The organism is Paenibacillus sp. FW104-T2 (genome assembly GCF_058789975.1).
Map to the genome: position 1 here is coordinate 294,566 of NZ_JBYTCE010000003.1, position 25,008 is coordinate 319,573.

25 protein-coding genes and 2 pseudogenes are annotated in these 25,008 nt (G+C 49.5%); 16 read left to right on the forward strand and 11 right to left on the reverse strand.

Annotation, left to right across the window (positions count from 1 at the left end; translation table 11 throughout):
• Positions 1-2: 2 nt before the first annotated feature.
• From AC3WQ3_RS06095 to AC3WQ3_RS06125, 7 genes and pseudogenes are all read right to left on the reverse strand, one after another.
• Positions 3-512, reverse strand: a complete 510-nt coding sequence (locus AC3WQ3_RS06095; RefSeq protein ID WP_354477818.1) for an RNA polymerase sigma factor — start codon at positions 510-512, stop codon at positions 3-5.
• Between the two features lie 210 nt (positions 513-722).
• Positions 723-1,244, reverse strand: a complete 522-nt coding sequence (locus tag AC3WQ3_RS06100) for an ankyrin repeat domain-containing protein (RefSeq protein WP_492471710.1) — start codon at positions 1,242-1,244, stop codon at positions 723-725.
• Positions 1,245-1,260: 16 nt separating this feature from the next.
• Complete coding sequence (locus tag AC3WQ3_RS06105) at positions 1,261-1,695, reverse strand: NUDIX domain-containing protein (protein ID WP_492471755.1); 435 nt, start codon at positions 1,693-1,695, stop codon at positions 1,261-1,263.
• Between the two features lie 120 nt (positions 1,696-1,815).
• Positions 1,816-2,307, reverse strand: a pseudogene (locus AC3WQ3_RS06110) (GNAT family N-acetyltransferase); the annotation flags it as partial.
• A 180-nt stretch (positions 2,308-2,487) separates the two neighbouring features.
• Complete coding sequence (gene speD, locus AC3WQ3_RS06115) at positions 2,488-3,324, reverse strand: adenosylmethionine decarboxylase (RefSeq protein ID WP_095289300.1); 837 nt, start codon at positions 3,322-3,324, stop codon at positions 2,488-2,490.
• A gap of 112 nt (positions 3,325-3,436) precedes the next feature.
• Positions 3,437-4,015 carry an SLOG family protein gene (locus AC3WQ3_RS06120; protein ID WP_095360495.1) on the reverse strand — a complete coding sequence of 193 codons (579 nt, stop codon included), beginning with the start codon at positions 4,013-4,015 and terminating at the stop codon, positions 3,437-3,439.
• 54 nt (positions 4,016-4,069) lie between these two features.
• On the reverse strand, positions 4,070-5,191 hold the full coding sequence (locus AC3WQ3_RS06125) for an RluA family pseudouridine synthase (protein WP_154892473.1): 1,122 nt from the start codon (positions 5,189-5,191) through the stop codon (positions 4,070-4,072).
• A gap of 190 nt (positions 5,192-5,381) precedes the next feature.
• On the opposite strand from AC3WQ3_RS06125, the gene AC3WQ3_RS06130 reads away from it, so the two are divergent.
• Positions 5,382-5,789 carry a hypothetical protein gene (locus AC3WQ3_RS06130; protein ID WP_153977464.1) on the forward strand — a complete coding sequence of 136 codons (408 nt, stop codon included), beginning with the start codon at positions 5,382-5,384 and terminating at the stop codon, positions 5,787-5,789.
• 244 nt (positions 5,790-6,033) lie between these two features.
• Here AC3WQ3_RS06130 and AC3WQ3_RS06135 read toward each other — a convergent pair whose 3' ends face one another.
• Positions 6,034-6,744: a GT-D fold domain-containing glycosyltransferase gene (locus AC3WQ3_RS06135; RefSeq protein ID WP_336780977.1), complete on the reverse strand. Its 711-nt coding sequence runs from the start codon at positions 6,742-6,744 to the stop codon at positions 6,034-6,036.
• 250 nt (positions 6,745-6,994) lie between these two features.
• Between AC3WQ3_RS06135 and AC3WQ3_RS06140 the strand changes: the two genes are divergently transcribed.
• Genes AC3WQ3_RS06140 through AC3WQ3_RS06160 form a run of 5 tightly spaced genes read left to right on the forward strand, consistent with a single transcriptional unit; the run spans position 6,995 to position 12,118 of the window.
• Entirely contained in the window at positions 6,995-7,684 is a 690-nt protein-coding gene (locus AC3WQ3_RS06140) for a glycosyltransferase (RefSeq protein WP_492471712.1), read from the forward strand.
• Between the two features lie 18 nt (positions 7,685-7,702).
• Positions 7,703-8,692 (forward strand): polysaccharide biosynthesis protein, encoded by a 990-nt coding sequence (locus tag AC3WQ3_RS06145; RefSeq protein WP_336780975.1) that lies wholly within the window; start codon positions 7,703-7,705, stop codon positions 8,690-8,692.
• Positions 8,693-8,724: 32 nt separating this feature from the next.
• Positions 8,725-10,200, forward strand: coding sequence for a nucleotide sugar dehydrogenase (locus AC3WQ3_RS06150; RefSeq protein WP_492471713.1), 1,476 nt, complete (start codon positions 8,725-8,727; stop codon positions 10,198-10,200).
• Positions 10,187-10,933, forward strand: a complete 747-nt coding sequence (locus tag AC3WQ3_RS06155) for a class I SAM-dependent methyltransferase (RefSeq protein ID WP_492471714.1) — start codon at positions 10,187-10,189, stop codon at positions 10,931-10,933. The genes AC3WQ3_RS06150 and AC3WQ3_RS06155 overlap by 14 nt, the downstream gene beginning before the upstream one ends.
• 48 nt (positions 10,934-10,981) lie before the next feature.
• Entirely contained in the window at positions 10,982-12,118 is a 1,137-nt protein-coding gene (locus AC3WQ3_RS06160; protein ID WP_492471715.1) for a glycosyltransferase, read from the forward strand.
• A 236-nt stretch (positions 12,119-12,354) separates the two neighbouring features.
• On the opposite strand, the gene AC3WQ3_RS06165 is transcribed toward AC3WQ3_RS06160, so the two are convergent.
• Positions 12,355-12,879, reverse strand: a complete 525-nt coding sequence (locus AC3WQ3_RS06165) for a DUF5412 family protein (protein ID WP_492471716.1) — start codon at positions 12,877-12,879, stop codon at positions 12,355-12,357.
• Positions 12,880-13,034: 155 nt separating this feature from the next.
• Between AC3WQ3_RS06165 and AC3WQ3_RS06170 the strand changes: the two are divergent.
• From AC3WQ3_RS06170 to AC3WQ3_RS06185, 4 genes and pseudogenes are all read left to right on the forward strand, one after another.
• Positions 13,035-13,304: pseudogene (locus AC3WQ3_RS06170) on the forward strand (Rpn family recombination-promoting nuclease/putative transposase); the annotation flags it as partial.
• 338 nt (positions 13,305-13,642) lie between these two features.
• Positions 13,643-15,523 carry a DNA helicase RecQ gene (recQ, locus tag AC3WQ3_RS06175; RefSeq protein ID WP_492471717.1) on the forward strand — a complete coding sequence of 627 codons (1,881 nt, stop codon included), beginning with the start codon at positions 13,643-13,645 and terminating at the stop codon, positions 15,521-15,523.
• A gap of 506 nt (positions 15,524-16,029) precedes the next feature.
• Entirely contained in the window at positions 16,030-18,039 is a 2,010-nt protein-coding gene (locus tag AC3WQ3_RS06180) for a B12-binding domain-containing radical SAM protein (RefSeq protein ID WP_336780972.1), read from the forward strand.
• A gap of 456 nt (positions 18,040-18,495) precedes the next feature.
• Positions 18,496-18,681, forward strand: coding sequence for a patatin-like phospholipase family protein (locus tag AC3WQ3_RS06185; protein WP_492471756.1), 186 nt, complete (start codon positions 18,496-18,498; stop codon positions 18,679-18,681).
• Positions 18,682-18,787: 106 nt separating this feature from the next.
• Here AC3WQ3_RS06185 and AC3WQ3_RS06190 read toward each other — a convergent pair whose 3' ends face one another.
• Positions 18,788-19,717: an oxidoreductase gene (locus AC3WQ3_RS06190; RefSeq protein ID WP_492471718.1), complete on the reverse strand. Its 930-nt coding sequence runs from the start codon at positions 19,715-19,717 to the stop codon at positions 18,788-18,790.
• Between the two features lie 113 nt (positions 19,718-19,830).
• Positions 19,831-20,532 (reverse strand): NAD(P)-dependent oxidoreductase, encoded by a 702-nt coding sequence (locus AC3WQ3_RS06195; RefSeq protein WP_492471719.1) that lies wholly within the window; start codon positions 20,530-20,532, stop codon positions 19,831-19,833.
• Between the two features lie 177 nt (positions 20,533-20,709).
• On the opposite strand from AC3WQ3_RS06195, the gene AC3WQ3_RS06200 reads away from it, so the two are divergent.
• From AC3WQ3_RS06200 to AC3WQ3_RS06225, 6 genes are all read left to right on the forward strand, one after another.
• Positions 20,710-21,276, forward strand: a complete 567-nt coding sequence (locus AC3WQ3_RS06200; RefSeq protein ID WP_433708328.1) for a TetR/AcrR family transcriptional regulator — start codon at positions 20,710-20,712, stop codon at positions 21,274-21,276.
• Positions 21,277-21,849: 573 nt separating this feature from the next.
• The gene (locus tag AC3WQ3_RS06205) at positions 21,850-22,416 is read left to right on the forward strand and encodes a histidine phosphatase family protein (protein WP_492471720.1); all 567 of its coding nucleotides are present in this window, start codon (positions 21,850-21,852) and stop codon (positions 22,414-22,416) included.
• Between the two features lie 64 nt (positions 22,417-22,480).
• On the forward strand, positions 22,481-23,209 hold the full coding sequence (locus tag AC3WQ3_RS06210; protein WP_492471721.1) for a hypothetical protein: 729 nt from the start codon (positions 22,481-22,483) through the stop codon (positions 23,207-23,209).
• Complete coding sequence (locus AC3WQ3_RS06215; protein WP_492471722.1) at positions 23,206-23,493, forward strand: hypothetical protein; 288 nt, start codon at positions 23,206-23,208, stop codon at positions 23,491-23,493. The genes AC3WQ3_RS06210 and AC3WQ3_RS06215 overlap by 4 nt, the downstream gene beginning before the upstream one ends.
• A gap of 79 nt (positions 23,494-23,572) precedes the next feature.
• Positions 23,573-24,088 (forward strand): NUDIX hydrolase, encoded by a 516-nt coding sequence (locus AC3WQ3_RS06220; protein WP_492471723.1) that lies wholly within the window; start codon positions 23,573-23,575, stop codon positions 24,086-24,088.
• 197 nt (positions 24,089-24,285) lie between these two features.
• Positions 24,286-24,882, forward strand: coding sequence for a chloramphenicol phosphotransferase CPT family protein (locus AC3WQ3_RS06225; protein WP_492471724.1), 597 nt, complete (start codon positions 24,286-24,288; stop codon positions 24,880-24,882).
• Positions 24,883-25,008 lie beyond the last annotated feature (126 nt).

Sequence of the window (25,008 nt, forward strand, 5' to 3'; positions counted from 1 at the left end):
AATCATGCATCTCCTTTCATTTCTAGCTGAGCACGAAGCTGTCCAAGTGTCCGGTGAAGTCGGGATTTGACCGTACCAACCGGAATGTCGAGGATCTCTGCGGTTTCGGTCAGGGAGAATCCTTCGAAATAACTCAGGATAATAATCTGCTTGCAATCCGGGTCCAAAGCAGATACTGCTGCGGCGAGATCCGGGTCTTCGGGCCGATCCCAGCTGCTCGGTTCGTGCATCTCCGTGACGGGGCTGTAACGGTTCTTCCGTTTGCGCTCGTCTGCACAGTAATTGAGCAGGATACGAATGAGCCAGGTGCCGAAGTATGAAGGCTCTTTTAGTTTTTTTAGTTTGCGGTATGCTCGGTATGTAGACTCCTGTATCGCTTCCAGGGCATCACCCTCGTTGTGCAGGTAAGCATAAGCGATCCGATACAGGCGGCTCTGATGCATTGCCATCAAGGCAGCAAAAGCCTCAGCATCCCCTTTTTGTGCGGCAACGGTAAGCTCTGTAGGGGTCACATGGCGCCTCCTTTCATGGCTTTGTTTCGTATTAGACCGTGTGAAGGGCCAATCGGTTCTTGCTTTTAGAAAATTATGTAGATCATTGCTCAAATTCTCGTTCATTACATTGAAGCAGACAGCAAACAACCGCCAGGCCGTCTCTTTGTAGTGCAACAAGAGTCCTGACGGTTATTCACGTTTTGTTTTCACTTGGCCTGCGATGCATTACTATTTGGTTGCAGCTGCTTCTCGTAGATATGAGGAGGTAGAAGTGTTGCCGCGTTCAGTTGCAATGTCCAGTGAAGTTTGACCTGCTGCATTCAGAGCATTCGGGTCCGCACCATGCTGAAGCAGCAGTTGAATTAGTTCAGCCTGATCCGTATGAAAGGCTGCAGAATGGAGGGCGTTCTGTCCATCGCTGTCAAGGATGCTGCAAGATGCTCCGTATTCCAGCAACAAACGGATGACCTCTGAAGAACGCTCCCCTGCAAGCGCTGCATGCAGTGCCGTATTGGAAGGAATGAATGAGATCCTGGAATGAGAAATGGCATTTACTTCTGCTCCATGATCCAGGAGAGTACGAACTGCATTTGCTTGTCCATAATGCGAGGCATATCCCAGTGGGGTAAGCCCATCTCCATTCTCGGTGTTGGCCAGCTCAGGGAAGGCAGCAAGAACCGATTGCAGCTTCGCTATATCACCATGTTGCGCTGCCTGAAATAATGCGTGAATTGCTTCGGATTGATTCAACCGAATGACCTCCATTCTAATCCATATAAAGTCGCTTAGCTGCCTCGAGGGCAGGTACGGCAAAACAGGCGAGTGGGGAAGGCAGGTTATGGAGCGGGAACCAGCCGATCTCGCCAATTGCGCCGCCTTCTTCCAGGTTCCGGGCGATGCCGCGGATATTCCGGGCTGAGTAGAGGACCGATATCCAATGTTCTTCTCGTTCCGGACGAATCGTCTCAGCGGTGCAGAGTAATTGATCGATGGTAATATCCAGATCCACTTCTTCCTTGATCTCCCGAATGACAGCCGTTTCCAGTGATTCGTAAGGGTCGACTTTGCCCCCGGGAATGCTCCAAGTGTACTGCTCCGGCTGGCGGTTGCGCCACACCAGAAGCACTTCATTGCGATCGTTCAGGATGACGGCCCCGACACCAATGCGAGGTTGGTCGGAGGCAGCTGCAGCAGGCAGCATTGATGCTGCATATTCGGATTTTTGTTTCGCTGAAGTTGATGTGGATTGAAACGACAGCGGAAGTCCAGTCTGAGCTGCCCACTCCTCAGCCAGAATGCTCATGGAGATCAGATCATAATGGGTTCCATCCCGCAAGACAGCGGAGCGCTGCCGACCTTCCTCCCGGAATCCGGCTTTTAGATAGGCCCGTCTGGCAGCTTCATTGTATTCAATCACTTCCAGCGCAATCCGGTTCAGATTCAGTTCATGAAAGCCATACCGAATAATCAGGGCAAGTGCATCACTCCCGTATCCCTGACCACGATCCTTATCCTCACCAATGCCAATGGCAAGACGAGCTGAGCGATTGTTCCATTCAATTCGGTAAAGAGCGGTAAATCCGATAAATCGATTGTCCTCCAGTGTTCGCAGGGCAAATTCAAAACCGTTGTCTCTTCGAACAGCAGATGAACCCGTCTCGTCCGGGGTTAGCGGAACCGCAATGTCTGTATCCAGGTTGCGCAAATATTCGTAATTGTCCGTGTAACGTGCCAGACGCATGCAATCTTCCGGGCATGGGGCAGCGAGCCGGACTTTGGAGCCGTGAAAAGCATTCAAGTTACGTGGAGCCATGCTGCGTACACCTCTTTTGATTTATAATCTGCTTTAGGTTTTAGGTCGTGTAAGCTAAAAAATATCTCGTATGTTTATTATACTATGGATGCCAGACAATTACCGAAGGACAGCAAAAAGGCTCTGCCGACCCGTTTGTCAGCAAAGCCCTGTTAGTGGGGCGCATAGCCCGATGATGGATTATAACGAATCGGAATTCTGTACAGAAGGACGGTTTATATTTTTGCCATAATAAATCTCATCCATCTCAAGCTTCAGCCACTCCGTAATTTCATGCTGTTCCGCCTGGCTCAGCTTGTCCTTGGTATAACCAAAGAGGTAGTTGTCGAGGTCAAACGCCTTCAGCTTGCATTTCGTGTGGAAAATATTTTCCTGATACACGTTAACGTCAATCATGTCGAAGCCTTTTTTGATCTCGTCCGGAATATAATTCTGAATCGAACCGATCTCGTGGTCGATAAACAGCTTGCGGCCGCTCGTATCCCGCGTGAATCCACGTACCCGATAATCCATGATCATGATGTCCGTGTCAAAGGAATGGATCAGATAATTTAGCGCCTTCAGCGGCGAGATTTCCCCACAGGTGGAGACGTCGATGTCGGCACGGAAGGTACTGATTCCTTCACTGGGGTGAAATTCAGGATACGTATGAACGGTGATATGGCTCTTGTCGAGCTGCATGACCACATTATCCGGGAGCGGACCTGGGGATTCTTCAAATGATTCCTCCGGAACCTCCACGATCGGTCCTTCCGAGACAAGCATCGTCACACTGGCCCCTTGGGGGACATAATCTTGCTGCGCGATATTGAGTACATGCGCACCAATGATATCTGCGACATTTTTCAGAATTTTGCTCAGCCGATCCGCGTTGTACTGTTCATCGATATATTCAATATAAGCTTCGCGTTCTTCTTTGGTTTTTGTGTAGCAGATGTCGTACATGTTGAAGCTCAGCGACTTGGTCAGGTTGTTGAACCCATGCAGTTGAATGCGCTGCTCAGGCGTTAATGTCATGGCTGCAGTTCCCCTTTATCCATACGACATGGTAATCGCAGTTTTAATACTACTTATACCCAACCTTCCGCCAAAAAAAACATAAGTGCGAATTCCGGCTTTTCAAGGCGCTTTAAAATGAGGAGTCCTCATATTCGCTTACACTGTTCATCCGCTCGTCTTCGGCGATGGACTGAATATCCTCGGAAGTGACACTGATGATCGTGTAATCCTCATTCTGCTGCTTCTTCACGGCTTTTTCCTTTACAAAACGGGGGCTGCCCTCTGCGGCATCCTCATCATAAACCAGCAGGATGCCATCGCTTTTGCGCAGCAGCAAGTCATCGCGTGCTGTGAATTGCCATGGGCCGATGTAAGGCTGCTTGCTCACCGCTCCGTAGTAATCCACGCCCTGAAGGATGGTGCGGTAGTACTCCTGCTTGTCTTCCTTCCATTGTTCCTCCGGGTTCTGAAACGCAGTGATGATGGACAGCTTCAAGTGGGGATAGGTCTTTTTTAGCTCAAGTACCACCTCGCAGGCCCACAGGTCCACACCATATTGTCCAGGCGTCAGCACCCACTCCAGACCATCCTCCACAAGTGGCGTGAGACGGGAGGAGATAGCCTTTTTGATGAAGGGAATTCCTTCATGCTTCTGTCCGAAAATTTGCAGTTCATGTGCCCGGTATCCGGTAATTAACAGGTTTTTCAGCTTAAATTCCTCCTTCCCAGCACAACTTGTCCTCTAAACGCCTAACCATCAAGGTTACTTCGAAGCTGGCGCATCTGTACGGAAAGGATAGAGGAATTGCTTCGGAATATCCGTCTCGAAGGTCATGAGTTCGTCCGTCGTAGGATGAATGAAGGATAACACGCGCGCATGGAGTCCAAGACGTCCGAGTGTTTTGGTGCGAGAACCATATTTCTTGTCACCTGCAATGGGATGGCCGAGATCTTCCATATGCACGCGGATCTGGTTTTTGCGGCCGGTCTCCAGCCGAACTTCGAGCAGGGAGAATTCACGGTTCGATTGCAGTCTTTTATAGTGTGTAACGGCATGCTGTCCATCATTGGGACGTGGGCTGGAGTACATCTTCAGCGTTTTGCTCTCCTTCAGCCACGAGGAGATGGTGCCCACCGGTTTGGCTACCTGACCTTCGACAAGCGCCACGTATACGCGTTCCTGCACCTTGTCCTTCCAGTTGTCCTGCAGATTCTGCTTCACTTCCTCACTCTTCGCAAACATCATGACACCTGATGTATCCCGGTCGAGCCGGTGCACGACAAATATGCGGTTCCGCGAATCGGTGCGGCGTACGTGCTCCGTCAGTTGACGATACGCGGTAATCTCATCGCTCCGATCTGCTGCAATGGACAACAGTCCGGCATCCTTGCGAATGACGATAATGTCATCGTCTTCATGCAAAATCGTGAGTCCTGACATGGTTGGTGCGGCTACGGCGCCTTCCTTGCTGATGGATACCATCTGTCCAGGCGTCAGCGGATGGTTAAACTTGGTGACTACGGTCTGATCTACGGATACTTGTCCCCGTCCCAGGATGGACTTGACTGCATTCCGGCCTGATTTTAGATGTTGGAGCAGGAAGTTCAGCAGCTCATCCGGTTCAGTTACTTTATATTGGCGAGGTGGTTCCTGCTTACGATAATGGGCATTGCCCGCGCGTTTAGGAGCACCTGAATGTTTGGGCTTGGAAGCTGCCGGGGACTTCGAGATTAAGGGCTGCTTCGATGCTCCGCTATTACGGGATGTGGAAGCCCCAGAAGACGAAGTCGAAGCGTTTGCTTTCGGGGAACGTGCTGCCGAGGCACTCGCTGGTCCTTTACCTTTGGCTGATGGACGGCCTGTTGATCGATTGCGTTTATTCATGAATACTAATCTCCTTCTGAACAGCCTGTACCGCTTGTGTGCATACGATCCGTTCATTTCGTTTATGCAGTTCAATATACCATTAACCGGGTGCAAATAAAAATAGGTGGAACGAATCTGGTATCCATCCAAGCGAGCGAGAATCGAGATTCATAGAATAACGTATCCCACAGCATTGGAGGTGTTACTCATGGGTGTGTTCCTCGATATGAGAACTTCGATGAACTCGGGAACCGTAGGACAGCCCGGTTTATCTCTGGGTCCATCCCCGGAAGCGTTCGGATCGATTGGCCTTCAGACCCTTGGTGTTGCGAATCCCATTATCACCTTGAATGGCACGGTTGGTGTAACCGGGGAGATCGGAGATACGTTCGTTGTCGAAATCGTCCGAGGCAGCTTTTATGATCCGTTCTTTTTAATCTATCGGGCTGAAGGCACGATAGGACAGAACGGCGGGGCTGAATTCCATTCGTTTACGGCACAGGACCTGTCAGCACCACCTGCTCTGGAGAGTGTGTATACTTCGTTTATTTCCGGTGTGTCCACGGCAGTGCGTACCGGACCGGAAATGTTTTATGGCATTGCAGCAACGACCTAGCCGATATGTAATCTTTGATCCGAAGGTAGAGCGTCAAAAATTCTGATTCGCAAGACCAGCAGAGTTTGCATACACCCGGAACAAACTAGTGATGCTGGTGTAACATGGTCTGGCGCTCAAGGAAGTATCCTTGGATTGAGATCTACCAGAGAAGCAAAAAAATCCCGGCTCCAGGAGTCCGGGATTTTTTGCTGTACAGCGTACGAGGGTGACGCTTTACTCCATCAGGTTTCATAAATGCAGATCAGTTGGCACGGCCTTTGAGAATGATGTTATTGGCTTTTCCAAAGTCGATTGCCACTTTACCCGCCAGTGCAGCTGTGCGTTCGGCCAGGACGACCGCATTAACTCCGCAGCAGAAGAGGGCAACGTCAAATGCATCCGGGTTAGTTTGAATCCACTGCAGTGTTTCTCCCATCTGTTCCCAACGATCAAAGGGCAATGCAGCTGCAATATTCAGATGATAGGGTTCCCGCTCCAGCATGTTATGCAGTGCCTCAAGCTCGCGGGTAACCAGCAGAATACGTTTGCCTGCGAGCATCTCCCAGAAGCGAGGCGTCTGGGCTAATTCCCTGTTCACGCAGGCATGGCAAGTGAGCGCAGGGGAGATGCCGAAATGGGCGAACAGCATGTCGGTCAGCGGCCGTTTGAGATGGTCTGGGGCTTTGATTGAGCTGTCTCCGTAGGGAAGCACACCGACGAGATCGGCCCGCTGCAGAGAAGCAGCCACTTCATCCCGGAGCTGCAGATTGGGAAGGGTAAGCCCTTTTTGCCCCAGATTGGCCTTAATGGCCCAGCGCTCCTGAAGAACCTGCTCCGTCGTCCATACGGTCTCCTGGGACATGACAATATTCTCGCCATCTCCTACGCGAACAAGAGAGAATGGACGCTGTTCTCTGATCGCCGCTTCCAGCTGATCCAGCACACCATCCATTTCAAGATATTTTGAATTCATAGCAGCTTACGGACCTCCTTTGAAAATGGAATTGCTCTATTCTATGTTCGCGCTCCCTTAACGTTTTGTACGTTCAACCCGCAGGGTCAATCTTGGGGGAGTATATCAATCTATTTATATAGGAACTAGTGCAAGTGTCCGTACCGGTTCTATCTTCCTTTCATACGCTATAGAGTCGACTGCCAAAAACTATGAAATGGATCTGATCTCGGCACAGGAAGATTGGCAGATTCGAAGGAGGAGGAATGTTATGTCTAGGAAAGTTGTGATTGAGATTAATTTCAATAACTACGGGATGGACCCGCAGCGGCTTACTAGAGAATGGTTGGAGCGGAGAATGAGCATTTTTCGCACCTTTACCTTGCACTCCCTTAAGGCGCAGACGAATCAGGATTTTCTGACGGTTGTGAAGCTATCCAAGGAGTCGGGTGATTTGATGCAGGAGATTCTTGCCCAGCAGGAGCCCCTTCCCAGCAATATTCGATTCGGGACCCATATCGAGAGTGTACGGGCGATTCTGGCCTTTGCAGAAGGAGCCGAGCACATCTATATTGCCCGTTTGGATTCAGATGACCTGTATCACCGAACCTTCGTCCAGCAGCTCTATGACGTGCAGCCACAGCCACAGACGGTGGCACTAATCAATCAGAACGGTTACCTGTGGGACAGCGTGAATAACGAGATGGCCCCGGCATTTCACCGTTCACCACAATTCTATGTCTACTTATACAAAACGGCCGAGTATGCAGCAGGATACCGGGTGAAGCTCCCGGGCAGAGGTACGCATGGCAATGTCATCGATCTGCCGCACGAGCTGCTCGCTCCGCGGAATTATGTCAATATCGTTCATTCAAACAACACGTCGGTTAAAAAGGTACCGCCAAAAGACCGGTTAAGCCGGGACGAGATGGCTCAGGTATTACGTGAATTCATGATCTGACCAGGGAGGGATTCATCCATGATTAAAGGACAAACGATTCTGATCACTGGAGGAACAGGCTCCTGGGGTCAAAAGCTGACTGAGGTTCTGCTGGAACAGGACCCTGCAGAGATTCGCATTCTGTCGCGTAATGAATATGCCCAGATTGCCATGCAGCGGGAATTCAACCATGATGCCCGTCTGCGTTTCCTCATCGGGGATATCCGGGATTACCGCGCAGTGGAGGATGCGTGCAAGGGTGTGGACGTCCTTTTTCATCTGGCTGCATTAAAACATGTTCCGGTATGCGAGGACCAGCCGGACGAAGCGTTTAAAACGAATGTCATCGGTACGCAGAATATTATCCGCGCCGCGATCCGTATGCAGATTCCCAAAGTCATCGATGTCTCAACCGACAAAGCGGTAGATCCGATTAACGTATACGGCATGACGAAGGCTCTTGGCGAAAAAATGATGATCCGTGCCAATTGGCTGAGTGAACACACCCGGTTTGTCTGCATCCGCGGTGGTAACGTGCTGGGTACAAGCGGCAGTGTAGTGCCGCTATTCCGTCGCCAGATCGATGAAGGCAAAAGTCTGACCATAACGGATAAGGGCATGACCCGCTTTTTCCTGACACGTACGGAAGCCATCTATCTGCTGCTCAAGGCGGCTGAGGCTGCGGTAGGCGGAGAGACATTTGTGATGAAAATGAAAGCCTGTAAGATGACGGATCTGGCGTCGGTCATGCTGGAACAGGCCGGACGTCCGGCAAGCGACTACAAGGTTACCGGCATACGCCCAGGCGAGAAATTGCATGAAGTGCTGATTTCGCCTTATGAGGCGCCGCGTACCTATCAATACGATGAGCAATATTACGTGATCCTGCCGCAGGAACCGGACAAGCGCCTGACCGATGCATATCGTACACTGCCCCGAGTGACCTTCTCCGAGTACGGTTCGGACAGTGACTTGATGAAGCGGCAGGCCATTGCCGAATTTTTGCGTGCAGGCGGCTATATCGACTAACAAGGGAGGCGGAGCGTTTGGAAGTGGATCATATGCAAGACAGAATAAACAGCCGCTCCCTGAAAGCCGTCGTGATTGGTCTTGGTTATGTTGGACTTCCCATGGCGGTGGAGATGGCACATGCCGGTTATCGCGTTCACGGGATCGATATAGATGCTTTCAAGGTGGCAAGACTTCGTGCGGGTGATTCTTATGTCATTGGAATTGAAGACGAGATCATACAATCACTAACCCAAGCCGGGTTGTTTACAGCCGGTACGGATTATGCCGCAGTAACGCAGGCAGATGTCATTGTTATCTGTGTGCCTACGCCGCTGACGGCTGATCATCAGCCGGATATTTCATATATTGCTGCAGCGGTGGATGGCATGACTCCTTATTTGAAGGAGGGGAGCCTGGTTATTTTGGAAAGCACGACGTACCCCGGCACAACGAAGGAGCATGTGAAGCAGCCGCTTGAAGCAGCCACAGGCTGGAGAACAGGCGAACAATTGTATGTCTGTTATTCTCCCGAACGGGTGGACCCGGGCAGTGTAAACTATGGTGTAAAAAACACCCCGAAGATTATCGGTGGATCAACACCTGCCTGCCTGTCTTATGGTAAAGAATTCTATGGCTCATTTCTCAATGAGATTGTTCCAGTAAGTTCAACGACCGTGGCCGAAACGGCGAAGCTGTTTGAAAATACATTTCGCAGCGTCAATATTGCGCTGGTGAACGAGCTCACGCCTGCCTGTGAACAAATGGGCGTGAACATCTGGGAAGTGCTGAATGCGGCAGCAACCAAACCGTTTGGCTATATGCCGTTCTATCCGGGCCCAGGCATCGGTGGACATTGTATCCCCATTGACCCCATCTATCTGTCCTGGGCGGCTAACCGGCAGGGATCAGACCTGAAATTTATCACACTCGCAGACGCAACCAATCGGCAGATGCCGGAGCGTGTGGTTCAGCGTGCAGCAGCACTGCTGGAACAGGCGGGTACGCGGGTTCAGGGAGCACGCGTTGTACTGGCAGGCATGGCTTACAAGAAGGATATCGACGACTTGCGTGAATCGCCGGCGCTGGACGTCTTCCGCCTGCTGAGCGCAGCGGGAGCAGAGGTTGTTTTCACAGATCCGATGGTAACGGTCTTCCGCAAGGATGATGGCTCTGTGCTTCAGTCTCAGCCTGCTGTGCCGGGCTTGTGGGCTTGGGCCGACCTGGTGATCATCACGACCGACCATTCGGGCTTCAATTATCAGGAAATGGCGGATCATGCGAAGCTCATTTTCGATACTCGGAATGCAACAGCCGGGTGCCACGGAGGCCATATTGTGGTGCTGGGACAGCCCGATCGGCCTGAGGCAGCATCGGTGCAAAGTGTCCCGGTAATGAATGAAGTGCCAAAGACAGAAGATGATCAAAAGCAACACGTGCAGCCGAACACAGCGGAAGTTCAGGGTGGAGCCAAGGAAGAACCTGAACATCTTCAAGAGAAATCGGGGGATACTCATGGCGAATCATGATCGGGTAAGTGAACGATATTATGGCGAGATCAACTCGGAAGATTCCCATGAAGCCACCCGGACCCGTATCCACTGGATGTGCCGGGAAGCAACCGGTAAACGAATTCTGGACGTTGGATGCAGTCAGGGGATTACCTCCATTTTACTGGCGCGTGAGGGGTTTCGTGTAACAGGGGTCGATCTGGAAGAAGAGAGTATCCGGTATGCGCAGGCAGAACTCGCCAAAGAGTCCAAACCTGTTCGGAACAATGTGGATTTTCGCATGCTGGATATTACGCAGTGGAAAGTAAAAACCACCTTCGATACCGTGCTGCTCGGAGAAGTGCTGGAGCATTTTGCCCATCCGGAGACATTGTTGCTTCAGGTTCACCGGCTGCTGCAGGAGGAAGGGAAGCTGATCGTAACTGTGCCGTATGGCTATCATCCGTTCTATGACCACAAGCAGACGTTCTATGCAGGTAACCTGGCGATGTGCCTGATGCCGTATTTTGAAGTCTTGAAACTGGAGGTTCATCATAAATATTTATGTTGCGTGGCCCGCAAGCGGCGGAAAACGCAGCTGCATATGTCGCCAACCCTGAAACAAGTAACGGAGTGGATGCAGCTGGATCATGTGCACTTTGCCGAGGTGGAGCAGAACCATCTTCGCCTGATGAAACTGCGCAAGAAGGCGCTGGATCAAGCGGTGGAGCAGGTGAAGCGGCTTCGTCGTCAGGAGAATGCGGAAGGGTAGCGGGTGTAGGAAGAACCAACGAAATACGCGTACGACAGGAAGGGGCACGTGAACGTGATCACCATCAGTCTGTGCATGATTGTGAAGAACGAGGAACGCACGCTTGCGCGCTGTCTGGATTCGGTAGCCGGAATCACGGACGAGATCGTCATTGTGGATACCGGTTCATCCGACTGTACGATGGATATCGCTGCGCAGTATACCGACCGGATCTTCACGTATGAGTGGGCGGATGATTTTGCCGCGGCTCGAAACTACTCCTTCGACCAGGCCACGCAGGAATATATCCTGTGGCTGGACGCGGATGATGTGCTGCTGCCAGCGGAACGGGCGAAGCTGGAGAAGCTGAAGCAGCAGCTGCCGTCCGAGGGGGAGACGGCAGCTGTGATCTTGAACTATACGCTGGCCGAGGGGGCGGAGGGGAGTCCGCTCGTGACGGACCGCAGGCTTCGCCTGGTCAAGCGGGATGCCGGGTGCCGCTGGCATGGCCGGCTGCACGAGCAGCTCAGCTTCCCGGCGAGTGGGGTCATTACGGCAGACATTGCCGTCACGCACCGCCGCGAAGCGGGCCATCATTCGGCGCGTAACGTGCGCATTCTGCGCAAATGGATCGCCGAAGAGGGCGTAGCCCAGGGTCGCCTGCTGTTCTACTATGCAGGCGAATGTTATGACCGCCAGCGTTATGCGGCGGCGGCTCGGGGGTACGCGAAGCTGCTGGAGCAGCCCAGCGGCTATCGCGAGGATCGGCTCATTGCCTGTGCGCGGCTGGCGGAATGTTATGAGCGGCTGGGTCAGCCGGGACGCAAGCTGGGTGCACTGCTGCAGTCGTTCCAGTACGATCTGCCGCATGCGGATTTCTGCTGTGCCATCGCGGCCTGCTTTCATGAACGGCAGGAGCTGGTCTCAGCCATCTACTGGTATATGCAGGCTGTAGATGTGAGCAGCCGCGACACGGGTCTGCGCCCGGTACCCACAGCCTGCCGCACCTGGCTGCCGCATGCACGTCTATCCCTCTGTTATGCCCATTTGGGCAATTGGGAACAGGCACTTATGCATAACACGAAAGCCCGGGAGTATCTGCCGAGCGATCCCGGCTTGCTGGATAATCGTCAGAAGCTGGAAGCCATTTTACGCAAAGAAATTCGTAATCGGGAAGAGCAGGACGAAGCGCAGTCTCGGAAGTAAAAGGAACAGACATCTCAGTAGTTTGGGTAGAGTTCTATAGTAGGAAGAATAACGAGTTAGTGTAGAGTCAGCGGTGGAATGCGTTTTGTGCTTAACGTTGAACAGTCTTGTGGTTAAAAAACTGTATGGATAATGAAGCTAGAACAGTCGTGAAGGCAAGGATAGGTTAATAGAAGTGAAATAAGCAGCTCTCTTGCCTCGAAATTTGGCGAGCAGAGCTGCTTTTGTGTTGGATTTTATTTTTCAGGGGATAAACACCGAACATACTGGTCCTTCATGCGCAGGCTTTTGCAGGCCCAGCCTCGGCCATCATAGAGTTCGTCGTCGATGTTGAGCGTCATAGTCTCATCCGAGTATTCACTCCAGTTTTCGATCCGAAGTCTATTTTCACTCTCCCATTCCAGATGGTTATTCCCGTGATGCTCGGCGCGATAGATGGTTTTCACACGGGAGACATCCGAATCATTCGTTTTCCTCACATCCACCCAGATGGTTACTCCACCGGCTGCACCGCCGTAAGGTACACCGAAAATCTCAGCCGTATATTCTCCATTCCGTGAAGGTATAGAATAGCTTAGTTCTCCCTGTTCGGAACGGTCAAATGTCGAGACGTAAGGACGGAGGTTGAAATAGGCGACGAGCATGAATAACGGTATGAAGATCAATAAGGTGGTTGTCGTGAGGATGGGATGTCTGCGTATCCAGAGCTTGCGGGACTTGGTTGTGGATGGACTCGAATTAGCCTGATGGTGTCGTTCCATTGATGTTTTGCCTCCTTTGGAGTCAAATGAAATGGATATGTAGGTGGTTTATTCATGAATCAGTTAAAGCTGCATTAAATGATGATATCACAGGGATTGTTTTAATGATTACAATGAAGTTAAAAATATCCTAATATGAATGATATATTTTACTAGAGGTGCTGCAAATGAATGAACCTACGCTGAAGAAAGCGATGGATACGCTGGAGTTTTTAAGTCAGGATCGAGAGGCGCGTCGTTTGTATGAAGAGCGGCAAAAGTATTTGCATGACGAAGCCTCGATGATTGAGTGGGCTACGGAAAAAGGAGAACGTAAAAAGGCTCTTGAAATTGCAAAAAATATGCTTTCGTTAGGAATTGAAGTTTCTGTTATCGCGAAAGCCAGTGGCCTGTCGGAGTCTGAAATTGAGTCGCTGAAAGATTAGCAATTGATTACAATGAGCACACGAGCTGATCGGTACGATTGATTATACCGCCGGGATATGAGTGTGGTTCGTTCATAACGAAAAAGCAATCGTTTGTCCAAACCGGATAAACGGTTGTTTTTGTTTTGGCGAAGCACTTCAAACGTTTTACAGTAAAACGCGGTTGCTCATTCGGTGCTGGCCCGTTAAACTAAAGAGAGCGGCGTTTTGCTTGACGGACAAGTCATGAGAACGCCATTTTGTTGTCAAGGATGCGGCAATGGTGCCGTGTTCGGATGTCAGAATCGGATGGGACCAAGCTGGTGGATGAACACCAGTGACAAGTAAGGAGTCTTTACATGAGTGTGCAAGCACCAACTTTAGAAGAAGCGCAGGGTCTCCTGCAAAAATATTATGGCTATCCCGACTTTCGCGAGGGTCAAAAAAAGATCGTGTCCAGCCTGCTTGAATACGAAGATACGCTGGGTATTATGCCTACCGGGGGCGGGAAGTCGATCTGTTATCAGATTCCCGCTCTGTTATATCCGGGGCTGACACTGGTCGTTTCCCCACTCATCTCTTTGATGAAGGACCAGGTCGATGCGCTCACGACCGCCGGCATTGCCGCCGCTTATATCAATAGTACGTTAAGCGGCAAAGAAGTGAATGATCGCATCCGCGCGGCGCAGCGCGGTGAGCTCAAGCTGCTCTATGTCGCGCCGGAGCGACTGGAGCTGGACTGGTTCCGCGATGAGATGGGGCAGCTGCCCATCTCCTGCGTGGCTGTGGATGAGGCTCACTGTGTATCACAGTGGGGCCATGATTTTCGGACAAGCTACCTGGCGGTAGCGCCGTTTGTGGACAGTTTGCCGGAGCGGCCGGTGGTTGCAGCCTTTACGGCAACGGCAACGCCCGAGGTCATGGGCGATATTCTGCGGCTGCTGCGTTTGCAGGACCCGCAGACCTATGTGACCGGACTTGGGCGGGATAATCTGGCGTTTAGCGTGCTGCGCGGCGAGAGCAAGAAGGATTTTGTTTTGAACTACGCGCGCGAGCATGCCAGCGAGCCGGGAATTGTGTACGCCGCGACCCGTAAGGACGTGGACGATCTGCATCAGCGTTTGCTGCAGGCAGGTCTGCCTGCAGGGCGCTACCATGCGGGGATGACGGATGATGAACGGGCCCAGAGCCAGGAGCAGTTTTTGTACGATGATATCCGGGTAATGGTCGCGACAAATGCATTCGGGATGGGAATTGATAAATCCAACGTGCGTTACGTGCTGCATTACAGCATGCCGAAGAACATGGAGGCATATGTACAGGAAGCCGGACGTGCGGGACGGGACGGAGAGCCGAGTCAATGCATTCTGCTGTTCGGAGCGCAGGACATTATCACCCAGAAGTTTCTGATCGAGCAGAACCCAATGGAGGGCGACCGCAAACAAAACGATTACCGGAAGCTGCAGCAGATGGTGGACTACTGTTACACGACACGTTGTTTGCGCAGTGCGCAGCTGGATTATTTCGGTGAGATACATGAGGACAAGCCATGCGGCATTTGCAGTTCCTGTACGGACGACCGCGAGCTGGTGGATATGACAATTGATGCGCAGAAAATCTTCAGTTGCATTCACCGCATGCGTGAGCGGTACGGCGTGTCTCTGGTGGCATCAGTGCTCAAGGGCTCGCGTGCCAAGAAAGTACTGGAGTACGGCTTCGATTCCTTGCCGACCTATGGCGTGATGGGTAACCGCACGGAACGTGAAATTGCCGAAATCATCAACGTCATGGTATCCGAAGGGTATCTGATGCTGTCCGAGGGCCAGTATCCGGTCGTGCGTTTACAGCCGCTGGCGGTGGAAGTGCTGAAAGGCCAGCGTGAAGTGATGCAGCGTGTGGTACGCAAGACGGCGGCTACGGCTTCAGGTACAAACTATGGCGGACGTCGGGGTCGCGATGCGATGCCATCGGCGGTCAACGAGACGGTATTCGAGCAGCTGCGCCTGATCCGGCGCGATCTGGCGGCGAAGGAGCATGTGCCATCGTATATTATTTTCAATGATGCAACGCTTCGCGAGATGAGTGTGGTATGTCCGCAGACGGAACGTGACATGCTGATGATTAAAGGGGTCGGTGAGGTCAAGTACCGCAAGTATGGTCTGCCATTCCTCGAGTTTTTCCAGAAGCAAACGGGCGAAGAAGTGGATACGGATGATGATGCTTTTTACGAGTATGATTAAGTAAAAGGGCAAGGTTTTAATTCCAGAACGGTGCTTATGAAATGATGGATGTTGATTTTTGATTGCGAATCATGGATTGTGGATCGTGAACAGAACTTGAATCCAGTTATTGGCGAGGCTATATGGGGTTGAAGTTTTTCGAGTGTCTCTATATGGTGGACGAAATGAGATAGATTGTCTTTCATAAGGTGGACATTGCTTTTGAAGAAAGCGATGGTTGGATTACACAGGATATGGTTTCGATGAGTGTCTCTGGATCTATATGTAGTAGGTTGGAGGGGCCGAGGGAGTAGATGTCTTTTTGAAAAAGGTGTCCACCCTTTGAAAGACAAAATTGGAATATGTCCATGATCCGTGGAATGGCTATTTATAGGGATTACACAAACAGCATCTAAATCGGGGTGTCGATATAGGTTTACACGAACAGCATCCGGGGTTGGATGACTGTGGCGCTTTACTTTTACCAAAAAAATATGGTCTGGGTGTCCAGGCAAAGGTTGTGAACCATGAAGGTTATTCTCTCTACATTAAATGCAAAGTACATCCATACCTCGCTGGCTCTGCGGTGTCTGAAGGCTTACAGTGAGAAGGATTTTGATATTGAGCTGGCGGAGTATACGATCAAGGATCCAGTCATGAATATTGTGTCTGACCTGTACCAGCGCGGCGCGGACGTGATTGGATTCTCGTGTTACATCTGGAACATTGAAGAGACAATCAAGGTCATTGATAACCTGAAAAAGGTTATGCCTGACGTGAAAATTTTGCTGGGCGGTCCGGAAGTGTCCTACGACACGGAATATTGGATGAACCGGATTCCCAATGTCGATTTCATCGTCATGGGTGAAGGGGAAGAGACGCTGCATCAGCTCCTGACGGAGCTGGAGGGAAGCAAGAAGTTCCATTTTGTATATGGACTGGCGTATCGTAAAGGGGAAGAGGTCATTCTCATGCCAGGACGGCCGAAGGCGGATCTGAACGATCTGCCGTCACCGCACCGATTTGAAGAGGATATCCCGGATCTCGGGAAACGGGTTGTTTATTTTGAGACCAGCCGGGGCTGTCCGTTCAGCTGTCAGTTCTGTCTGTCCAGCATTGAGGTCGGCGTGCGATATTACGATATTGAACGGACGAAGTCGGACATTCTGTATCTGATTGAGAAGGGTGCGAAGCTGATCAAGTTTGTGGACCGGACATTCAACATTAAGCGCGATTACGCGATGGAGATGTTCAAATTCCTGATCGAGAATCATCAGGGAACGGTGTTCCAGTTTGAAATTACAGCTGATATCATGCGTCCTGAGGTACTCGATTATCTGGCAGAGAATGCGCCACCGGGCACGTTCCGGTTCGAAATCGGTGTACAGTCCACGAATGATCCGACGAATGAACTGGTGAAACGCCGCCAGAACTTTGCCAAGCTGAGCCGTACGGTGAACAAGGTAAAAGCCAGCGGGAAAATCGACCAGCACTTGGATCTCATCGCCGGACTGCCGGAGGAAGATTACAATACGTTCCGTAAGACGTTTAACGATGTATTTGCCCTGGGGCCGGAAGAGCTTCAGCTTGGATTCCTCAAAATGCTTCGTGGTACGGGTCTTCGTCTGGATGCGGAAAAGTACAATTACACGTATATGGATCATGCGCCGTATGAGATTTTGGGCAGTGACGTGCTGCCATTCAGCGACATCGTGCGTTTGAAGCGGCTGGAGGATGTACTCGAGAAATACTGGAACGCTCACCGGATGGACCATACGCTGAAGTATCTGATGGAGCAGGAATTTGACTCGCCATTTGATTTCTTCCAGGCGTTCGGGGATTACTGGGAGGGTCAAGGCTGGCAGAAGATCGGTCACCAGCTCGAAGATCTGTTCACCCGTCTGCACAGCTTCCTGGAATCGCGGAACACGCCACATATGGATATCGTGCTCGGCCTGATGAAGCTGGATTATTTCCTTGGCCACAAATACAAACCACGCAAAATCTGGTGGGACGATGCGCTGGAGAAGGATCAGTGGGCGCTCTATATGAAAACGCTGGCTGAACGTCCCGAAGACGTTCGTCTGCCGCGCGTTGCCGGCGCCGCAGGCACGGCATGGCTGGAAAGCAGCGGCACGGGTGCAGGTGCCGCTGCGGCAAGTTCGGCTGCTGCCGGGGAAAACTCTGCCGCAGATGCGGCGGGTGTGATCGGCAGCGAGGCTGCGGGGTCCGCCGCGGATGGAGCGGCGGACGGTGGGGACGGCAGCGCTTCGCGTGCGCTGCCGATGACCTCGGCCATGACCGCACAGACGGTCATGGGTGCCCGTGCTTTCGCCGACCTTCGTCTCGGCGAAAAGGAACTGCAGAAGCACGCCGTACTGGACGTGCTTCCGTTCCGGCTTGAGCGTGTGCTAGCTGGCGCCAGCCCGCTTGCCGCGAAAGGCCGGACGCTGCTGGTCGTTGTGTACCAGCAGCATGAAGACCAGCAGGCGCAGTATTACACGCTGCCGCTGGGAGAAGAAGCCGCTGCCATGTAGGTGCAGCGGCCAAGAAAAAGCTGCATAGGCCGCCGGATTGGCGTCATGCAGCAGAAGAAGCGCCTCGGCTTTGCGGTCGTGGCGCTTCCCCATGAGGTGCTGCCCGAATGAGAGCAGCACCTTATCCTTACTCGGCTTGCCATTGCACAAGCCGCGCTCCGGTTTACCTTTTACAATATAATTAATGCTGCGAAAGCATCGGAAGGTTGTCTGATTCCCTATTTGGGATGAAGAAGAGCCTTCCTTTTTTGTTTTTCAAAGTTTCGGAGAACCACAAATTCAAGTTATACAAAGTAGGTGCAAAACTATTTAAAATTAAACAAAAAAACAGTAAAGATATGATTGCTGTAGAAGATTCTAAAACGAGATATCTCATCGCCGATGTATGCATCGAGCAGTTACCTATTCAGTTAAAAACCATTGCTGGTCGATCTGATGGAAGGGAAATAAGTGACGATGGATCAAGATGACTTGGTGACTGCGCTTAGAGCAACGTCTGCTGCTCTTGGAGTGTTTGCCCCACCGATGTCCAATGGTCACATGTTGGTCGATGGTGGAGTGTTAAACAATCTCCCGGTTGCTAACTTGAAACAAGAACCGGTAGACATCATCCTTGCTGTAGATGTGGCAAGAGAACAATGATCTTATCTGATCCTTGAGCTGGCTTGCCCCTTCCAAGGGCATGCTATCCAAGGGTTTTCTATCCCCGATTTTCCCGGACTTTTTGTGCTTATTATCCTTTTTTATTTTACAGACCAGCGGAGAAGAACTCCTCATAAGATACATTGGTTAATTTCTCACTAATCGTCCACAGTTGGTCACATTTCGTTTTATGCACCGCTTTGGCAGGCATGTTCACTTCCACCGGCGATCCGGTTAAGCCGAATAAGCCGGATGGTGCCCAAAATGAACCATTAGCGGCCTTGGGGTCACAAGCTGCACGAAGGATGGGGAGGGCACCTTCGGATGCTGGGTGTGAAGTTAAAGGCGTTAATATTCGCCGAAAGACAAATCCACTGTTTTGCTGCAAATTCGTGGGGGAGCCACCCGGATGTGCTGCAACCGCTATTGTTTTTGAACCAGCAGCTTCTAACCGAGTAGCTAATTCATGGATAAACATGAGATTCGCCAGCTTACTCTGTCCATAGGCGAGCATTTTGATGTAGCGTCTGTTCTCATAATGGAGATCATTCAAATCGATGGACCCCGCTATGCCCGCTAAACTCGTCATGGATACGATTCGCGAATGAGGCGTTAGTAGAATAAGTGGCAGCAATTGACCTGTAAGAGCAAAATGACCCAAATGATTGACGCCAAACTGAAGTTCAAAGCCCTGCCGGGTAAGGGAAAAAGGGGGGATCATGACGCCAGCGTTGTTGACCAGTAGATCGAGGCGATCATATTTCTGCCTAACTTCTTTTGCGCATTTCGCTACTGAATGCAAATTAGCTAAATCCAACATGACGCTGGACAGCTTGGCGGTAGGAACCTGATTGGCAATCAATTCTATTGCTTTATCGATTTTAGTTCGGTCACGACCTGCCAGAATCACCTCTGCTCCTTTTTTGGCCATCATTAGCGCTTGCTGATATCCTAACCCCGAATTGGCCCCCGTAATGAGAACAACCCGCCCACTTTGGTTGGGGATATAATCATAGGTCCATTTTCGTTCTGCCATATACATTCTCCTTATTCATGTTAGATTTACCTTCGATTAACGTACGAATTAATGCTGTTTATGCCAAAATGTAAGGTTGCTTATGTCACAATGAAATCCATGTGTCATCGATGTCATCGTCCAACATTTATAATCTTTCTGGTCCATGCAAGCTCACTGATTGCCGCCCGCACCAGGCAGTCAGCACAGTCTGCAAAGGGCAGCGCCCCGAGTGGATTGATGCGAGCTAATGGGCCTGCCTTATATTTAAAAGTGCCTTCCGCGTATTGAAGTACTGATGCCCGTACAATGACCCATTCCAAATCACTCTGGATTAGCGCTTGCTCTGCAATACCTTTATCCTTAATCGCTTTCCAAAAGATGCGACGCATCATGTGAACTGCCAACCGATTGACGGGGGAAAGCTCTCTTCCATCGCTCAAATTAATGCCGCTCTGCATAACCAGGCGCTTTACGCCAGCACGATAACAGGCTGCAACAATATTCGGAATTCCTTCGGACATGACGGTACCTGGTGAGAAGTTTGCCGTCATGACATTTATTCCAGCCCTAATATTTAGAAAGTTCTTCTTGGCGGAATCTGGCGAAAAGTTACTGGGAGGACCTATGCAACTGATGACCACATCTGCACCAGCAATGGCTTTGACCAGACTGGACTCGTCAAATACATCCCCCTGTCTGACGGTGAGTCCCTCTGCGGGGGATAACACTCCCGGCCGACGAGCCATGGCTACAACCTCATGTCCCAGTTCAAGTGCCCGCTTCATCACTTTCCTTCCAGTTCCCCCTGTGGCTCCAATAATTGCAATTTTCATTATAATTGACTCCATTCCCATTCATGCATAAATGCACAGTAGTGTATTAATAAGCAACTATGTATAATGGTATACAGAAATATAATTGCTACAAGTCTTAAAAAGACCGATTCCGTGTATTAGTTCACAAATCCTCTGAAATTGTGTAGTGATTATTGGAAAGTTGGTGGTTCTCAAGTGTTAAAGGTGGATCGCAGAATACGCAAATCCCAAGAAGCTATCAAAATGGCTGTTATTGAATTAATGATGGAAAAAGAATTTGATCAAATTACGATACAAGATATCTCCGACAGAGCGGATGTTAGTCGAAGAACGATCTATCTCCACTACACGGACAAATTCGATCTTCTGGATAAACTCATCGAAGAACACATTGATAATTTACGGGGGATCTGTGAATCTACAGAAGATGACGTCGCTTATAGCGATATGGGGTTGTTATGGTTCGAGTATTTCGAGGATCACTCTTTATTCTTCTCTGCACTACTAGCGAGTAAAGGAAGCCCTTTTTTCCGCAATCAGTTTCTTGCGTTTTTCATCGGAGAACTGGAGAAAGGGAACAGCATGTCCGAAGGGAGCAATCCAGAATTAACGGAAGGAATGAATGTGGAGGTTCAGTTTCTGGGGGCGGCGATCGTTGGTGTAGTGGAATGGTGGTTCAAAAATGAGAAGCCTCTTCCACCGTTTATTATGGCTGAGCGCATAGGTGCATTGCTGGAAAGGAATCTGGATACTGATAGTTGAAAGAAGACGGATTGGCATCATGCAGCGGGGAGAAGCGCCACGACGATGCGATTGTGGTGCTTTTGGCGTGCATCACGACCGTGCGCCCGTGATACCAGCAGGCCACGCGATCACTTATCGCGGGGCAACCCCACCCATGAGATGCTGCACATATTGGATGCAGCACCTCACCCTTACGCGGCTTGCCACTGTACAGCCGCGCCCTGCCTTACCTAATGTGAATCGCTCTCTATTTCCCTAACGAAAGTTCTGGCTGGAAAGCAAGGAGTTCAGCAAACGCATCCAACTTGTCTGGTTCACGGAAGGTTAATGAATTGGCTGAAAGGTTGACTACTTGGTGGATTGGCTCCTCCAGTTTCGATGGACCGTTCATATACGCTATTGTACTAACAGAGACAGCCAGTACAAAGAATACATAGATTAGTAGATACTTTTTTTGAAAAGAAACATGATCTCATCCTTTTGGTTACATGTATTTCACTTCCAATAATATTGCTTTATTTCTACTATACACATATCTGAAAATTATTGTAAATTTAATTTTATAAGTCAGAAGAATTCAAGGAGGGGCATATGAAAACCACCATTTATATGGTTAGGCATGCGGAGTCACCGTATACGGAAGGGACGGAAAGAACGAGAGGACTTACCTTGAAGGGCAAAGGGGATGCAGCCCAAATCACAGAAATATTAAAGGATGAAGGAATACATACCATCTTTTCAAGCCCGTATGCCCGGGCTGTCTTAACCTTGGAGGGGCTTGCAACAGCATTGGAATTAGACATTCATATTATGGAGGACCTTCGGGAAAGGCATTTTTCAGATGATCATATTAGGGATGAAGAAGTTATACCTGCTTCGAAGCGAATGTTTGAAGACCCTGATTATGCATTACCAGGAGGCGAGTCTAACACTGTCTGCCAGAATAGAGCTGTATATGTGTTCAAGCAAATTCTAGAAGAATACCAGGGGAAAAAGGTAGCTATTGGTACGCACGGACATGTCATGACGTTGATAATGAATTACTTTGATGCAAGCTACGGCTTTGATTTTTCTAATCAAACCAGCAAACCCGATATCTATAAGCTTCAATTTGAAGGGATGGAATTAGAGCAAGTGACAAGGTTATGGGAAGCATAGGGTAAAAGTAATTGGTAGGTAGAGAGAGTAGTCATTGGGTTGAACTGAGAGAGGGATGGTATGGATGGAACAACAGGAATACGGCCGCTATTTACTAGCGATGGGCGGAGACGAATTTGAGCCAGAAGATAATGATGAGGTTGAAGCAGACCATTTCTATGGATTATTTCAGTGGTTTATGCCAACGGGAGCAGGGGTTGAACGAGTATTTGAGCCGATTCCAGACGGTCAGCGTTTTCTGGACAGAATACGTCCGCTCTATGAGATGTTGAACCCAGAGGATTTCGCCGGCGAATATGTGCCAGGTTATTTCAATGGTGGGAATGAGGATGCTTTCGAGGACACATTGCGTAGTCTGGGGGAGGAGTTAATCCAAAGATTGAAGCTCCTGTTCTCCAAGGTACCGGAGGATGACGAAGCGGCGGACGCAGCTAAGGAAGCATTCGGGGCTTTGTCATGTATGAAAGAAGTTGTTGTATTACAGCCAGGCGAAATTAACAAGTTAGAGCAAAGATTGATTCAAGGTGCGGATGAAGAGGATAGTGAGGTCGTTTACGAAGCACTTGGAGACCTTCTTCGCTCGCGTAGCAATTACAAGGGAGATATCGAGCTGTTGAGTGAAGCATACTATTCCATCGCATGCGATTATTGGGTAGCCTATTACTTGCAGTGGCCCCGCTATCAAGGTTTGCAGGAGGCAGAAGACTGCCTGTATCCATACTTTGAGCTATATCGTTATGGCTATAATCTACATTGGACTCAGAGTAAGCTATTTATTGGTAGACGCTCATGAATACAGAAGGATATATCCAACACATGTTACAGGTGATCATTGAAAAATTACAAATCATAGTTAACGATCAAAGTAAGCAATCCTTCGGCTCTCTGGAGTATCTCTTGGACCATATGATAGAGTATCGGAATCGTAAACAATATTTGTCAAACGATTGGTATATCAACACACCCCGTTGGCTTGGGGAATATGGGAATACACCTGAGGAAGAAGAGGTTTGTTCGGAAATCCACAGTTTGCAGCTATACATTGCTGAGAAGTTAAAGGGTGGATGGGGAAAATAAAAGTTACACATTATGTTTTACACACTTTGATGTTCATGAACCCTTTGATATGAAGACATTAACTAAAGGAGAATCATTCATGTTCTATGTTAATGCCAGAGCTTTTATTGAACGCCAAGATAAGGAAAGAACAGAAATCATAATTCAAACTCGAAATAAAAAGAATGAGGAGTCATTGGAATTGCCGGGCGGCAGATTGGAACTTTACGAATCCATCATAGATGCATTGAGAAGAGAAGTATATGAAGAGACAGGTTTGACCGTTGTAGCCGTAGAAGGTAGTCACAAGCGAATAGATACATGTGGGATCAACCCGAATTTTGAAGTTGAATGTTTGGAGCCGTATTGCGTATATCAAACTATTAAAGGGCCTGTGGATTCAATCGGCATGTATTTTATATGTCAGGTGGAGGGAGAGCTCTTGCAAGAGGGTGACGAAACGACAAATATCGGCTGGAGAACGATTGATGAGGTCTATGATCGCATGATCGATGATCCAAGACAGTTCTCAGATGTGGATCGCGCAGGAATAATATATTATTTGAAGCACAGGTTTGGAAAAGAACTTGAAGGAGAAGTGGCTAGGCAAAAATAGTAGGAGAAGTTAAAGGTCTTCTTACCATTGAGCAAGAATACGTAAATCTGCTTGATAAGAGAAGATGACTAAACATAACATCATATTCAAGCTGCAGGCATAGGGCCTTGATTTGACAGGTGCTAACTACCCCGGCACAAGGATATGGGAACATGTTTCTGAAAGATACGCCAATCTGATACGTGAGGGTGATTCATGTGGAACGAGGACTCATTATTTTTTTGAACGGAACGTCAAGTTCGGGGAAGACAAGTATCGCGATGGAAATGAAAAAGCAGGGAGACATTCCCTTACATCATTTGTCTGTAGATCAATTTTTCCAGAATTATGACCAGTTTATCGACAATACATACCCGGATATGAAACCTACAAGAGAATTGGAACCTCATGTGATGACAGGTATCCTTTTTGACCCGATTGTTTCATTGTTCTATTCAACCATTAAACTGTTTTCGGAGATGGGTTTGAATGTCATTGTGGATACGGTCATTACCAATGACAAGTGGTTTAACGGTTTTTATGATTTGCTTTCAGATTATCCGATATTGTTTGTGGGCGTGCACTGCTCCAAGGAAGAACTCACCAGAAGAGAGCAAAGCAGGGGAGATCGTGCAATTGGACTTGCCCATTCCCAATTTGACTACATATATGCCTATGATGAATATGATCTTGAAGTGAACACGGAAGAACTCAGTTCAGCGGACTGTGCGGCAAAGATATTAGATTATATCAATTCCAAACAGGAATTCTCGGCATTTAAGAAGTTGAGTAGAAGAGAGGTTATACTATCGTAAAAGAACGGAATTCAAGACCAAGGTTGATCAAGTGGCATTTTGATGATGAAGTGAGATCGGATCATCCAGAAGAATGGAATTGGATAGAGATCACAATGTATTTCACGGACGGCTCCAGAAGGTGGA

What these genes read in the sequence shown, in the direction of transcription:
- AC3WQ3_RS06205 (WP_492471720.1), top strand. Translation starts at nt 21,850, where the DNA reads ATGAAAACCACCATTTATATGGTTAGGCATGCGGAGTCACCGTATACG.
- AC3WQ3_RS06135 (WP_336780977.1), bottom strand. Translation starts at nt 6,744, where the DNA reads ATGAATTCAAAATATCTTGAAATGGATGGTGTGCTGGATCAGCTGGAA.
- AC3WQ3_RS06105 (WP_492471755.1), bottom strand. Translation starts at nt 1,695, where the DNA reads ATGCTGCCTGCTGCAGCTGCCTCCGACCAACCTCGCATTGGTGTCGGG.
- AC3WQ3_RS06150 (WP_492471713.1), top strand. Translation starts at nt 8,725, where the DNA reads ATGCAAGACAGAATAAACAGCCGCTCCCTGAAAGCCGTCGTGATTGGT.
- AC3WQ3_RS06140 (WP_492471712.1), top strand. Translation starts at nt 6,995, where the DNA reads ATGTCTAGGAAAGTTGTGATTGAGATTAATTTCAATAACTACGGGATG.
- recQ (WP_492471717.1), top strand. Translation starts at nt 13,643, where the DNA reads ATGAGTGTGCAAGCACCAACTTTAGAAGAAGCGCAGGGTCTCCTGCAA.
- AC3WQ3_RS06125 (WP_154892473.1), bottom strand. Translation starts at nt 5,191, where the DNA reads ATGAATAAACGCAATCGATCAACAGGCCGTCCATCAGCCAAAGGTAAA.
- AC3WQ3_RS06185 (WP_492471756.1), top strand. Translation starts at nt 18,496, where the DNA reads ATGGATCAAGATGACTTGGTGACTGCGCTTAGAGCAACGTCTGCTGCT.
- AC3WQ3_RS06215 (WP_492471722.1), top strand. Translation starts at nt 23,206, where the DNA reads ATGAATACAGAAGGATATATCCAACACATGTTACAGGTGATCATTGAA.
- AC3WQ3_RS06145 (WP_336780975.1), top strand. Translation starts at nt 7,703, where the DNA reads ATGATTAAAGGACAAACGATTCTGATCACTGGAGGAACAGGCTCCTGG.
- AC3WQ3_RS06210 (WP_492471721.1), top strand. Translation starts at nt 22,481, where the DNA reads ATGGAACAACAGGAATACGGCCGCTATTTACTAGCGATGGGCGGAGAC.
- AC3WQ3_RS06165 (WP_492471716.1), bottom strand. Translation starts at nt 12,879, where the DNA reads ATGGAACGACACCATCAGGCTAATTCGAGTCCATCCACAACCAAGTCC.
- AC3WQ3_RS06190 (WP_492471718.1), bottom strand. Translation starts at nt 19,717, where the DNA reads ATGGCAGAACGAAAATGGACCTATGATTATATCCCCAACCAAAGTGGG.
- speD (WP_095289300.1), bottom strand. Translation starts at nt 3,324, where the DNA reads ATGACATTAACGCCTGAGCAGCGCATTCAACTGCATGGGTTCAACAAC.
- AC3WQ3_RS06130 (WP_153977464.1), top strand. Translation starts at nt 5,382, where the DNA reads ATGGGTGTGTTCCTCGATATGAGAACTTCGATGAACTCGGGAACCGTA.
- AC3WQ3_RS06220 (WP_492471723.1), top strand. Translation starts at nt 23,573, where the DNA reads ATGTTCTATGTTAATGCCAGAGCTTTTATTGAACGCCAAGATAAGGAA.
- AC3WQ3_RS06180 (WP_336780972.1), top strand. Translation starts at nt 16,030, where the DNA reads ATGAAGGTTATTCTCTCTACATTAAATGCAAAGTACATCCATACCTCG.
- AC3WQ3_RS06195 (WP_492471719.1), bottom strand. Translation starts at nt 20,532, where the DNA reads ATGAAAATTGCAATTATTGGAGCCACAGGGGGAACTGGAAGGAAAGTG.
- AC3WQ3_RS06155 (WP_492471714.1), top strand. Translation starts at nt 10,187, where the DNA reads ATGGCGAATCATGATCGGGTAAGTGAACGATATTATGGCGAGATCAAC.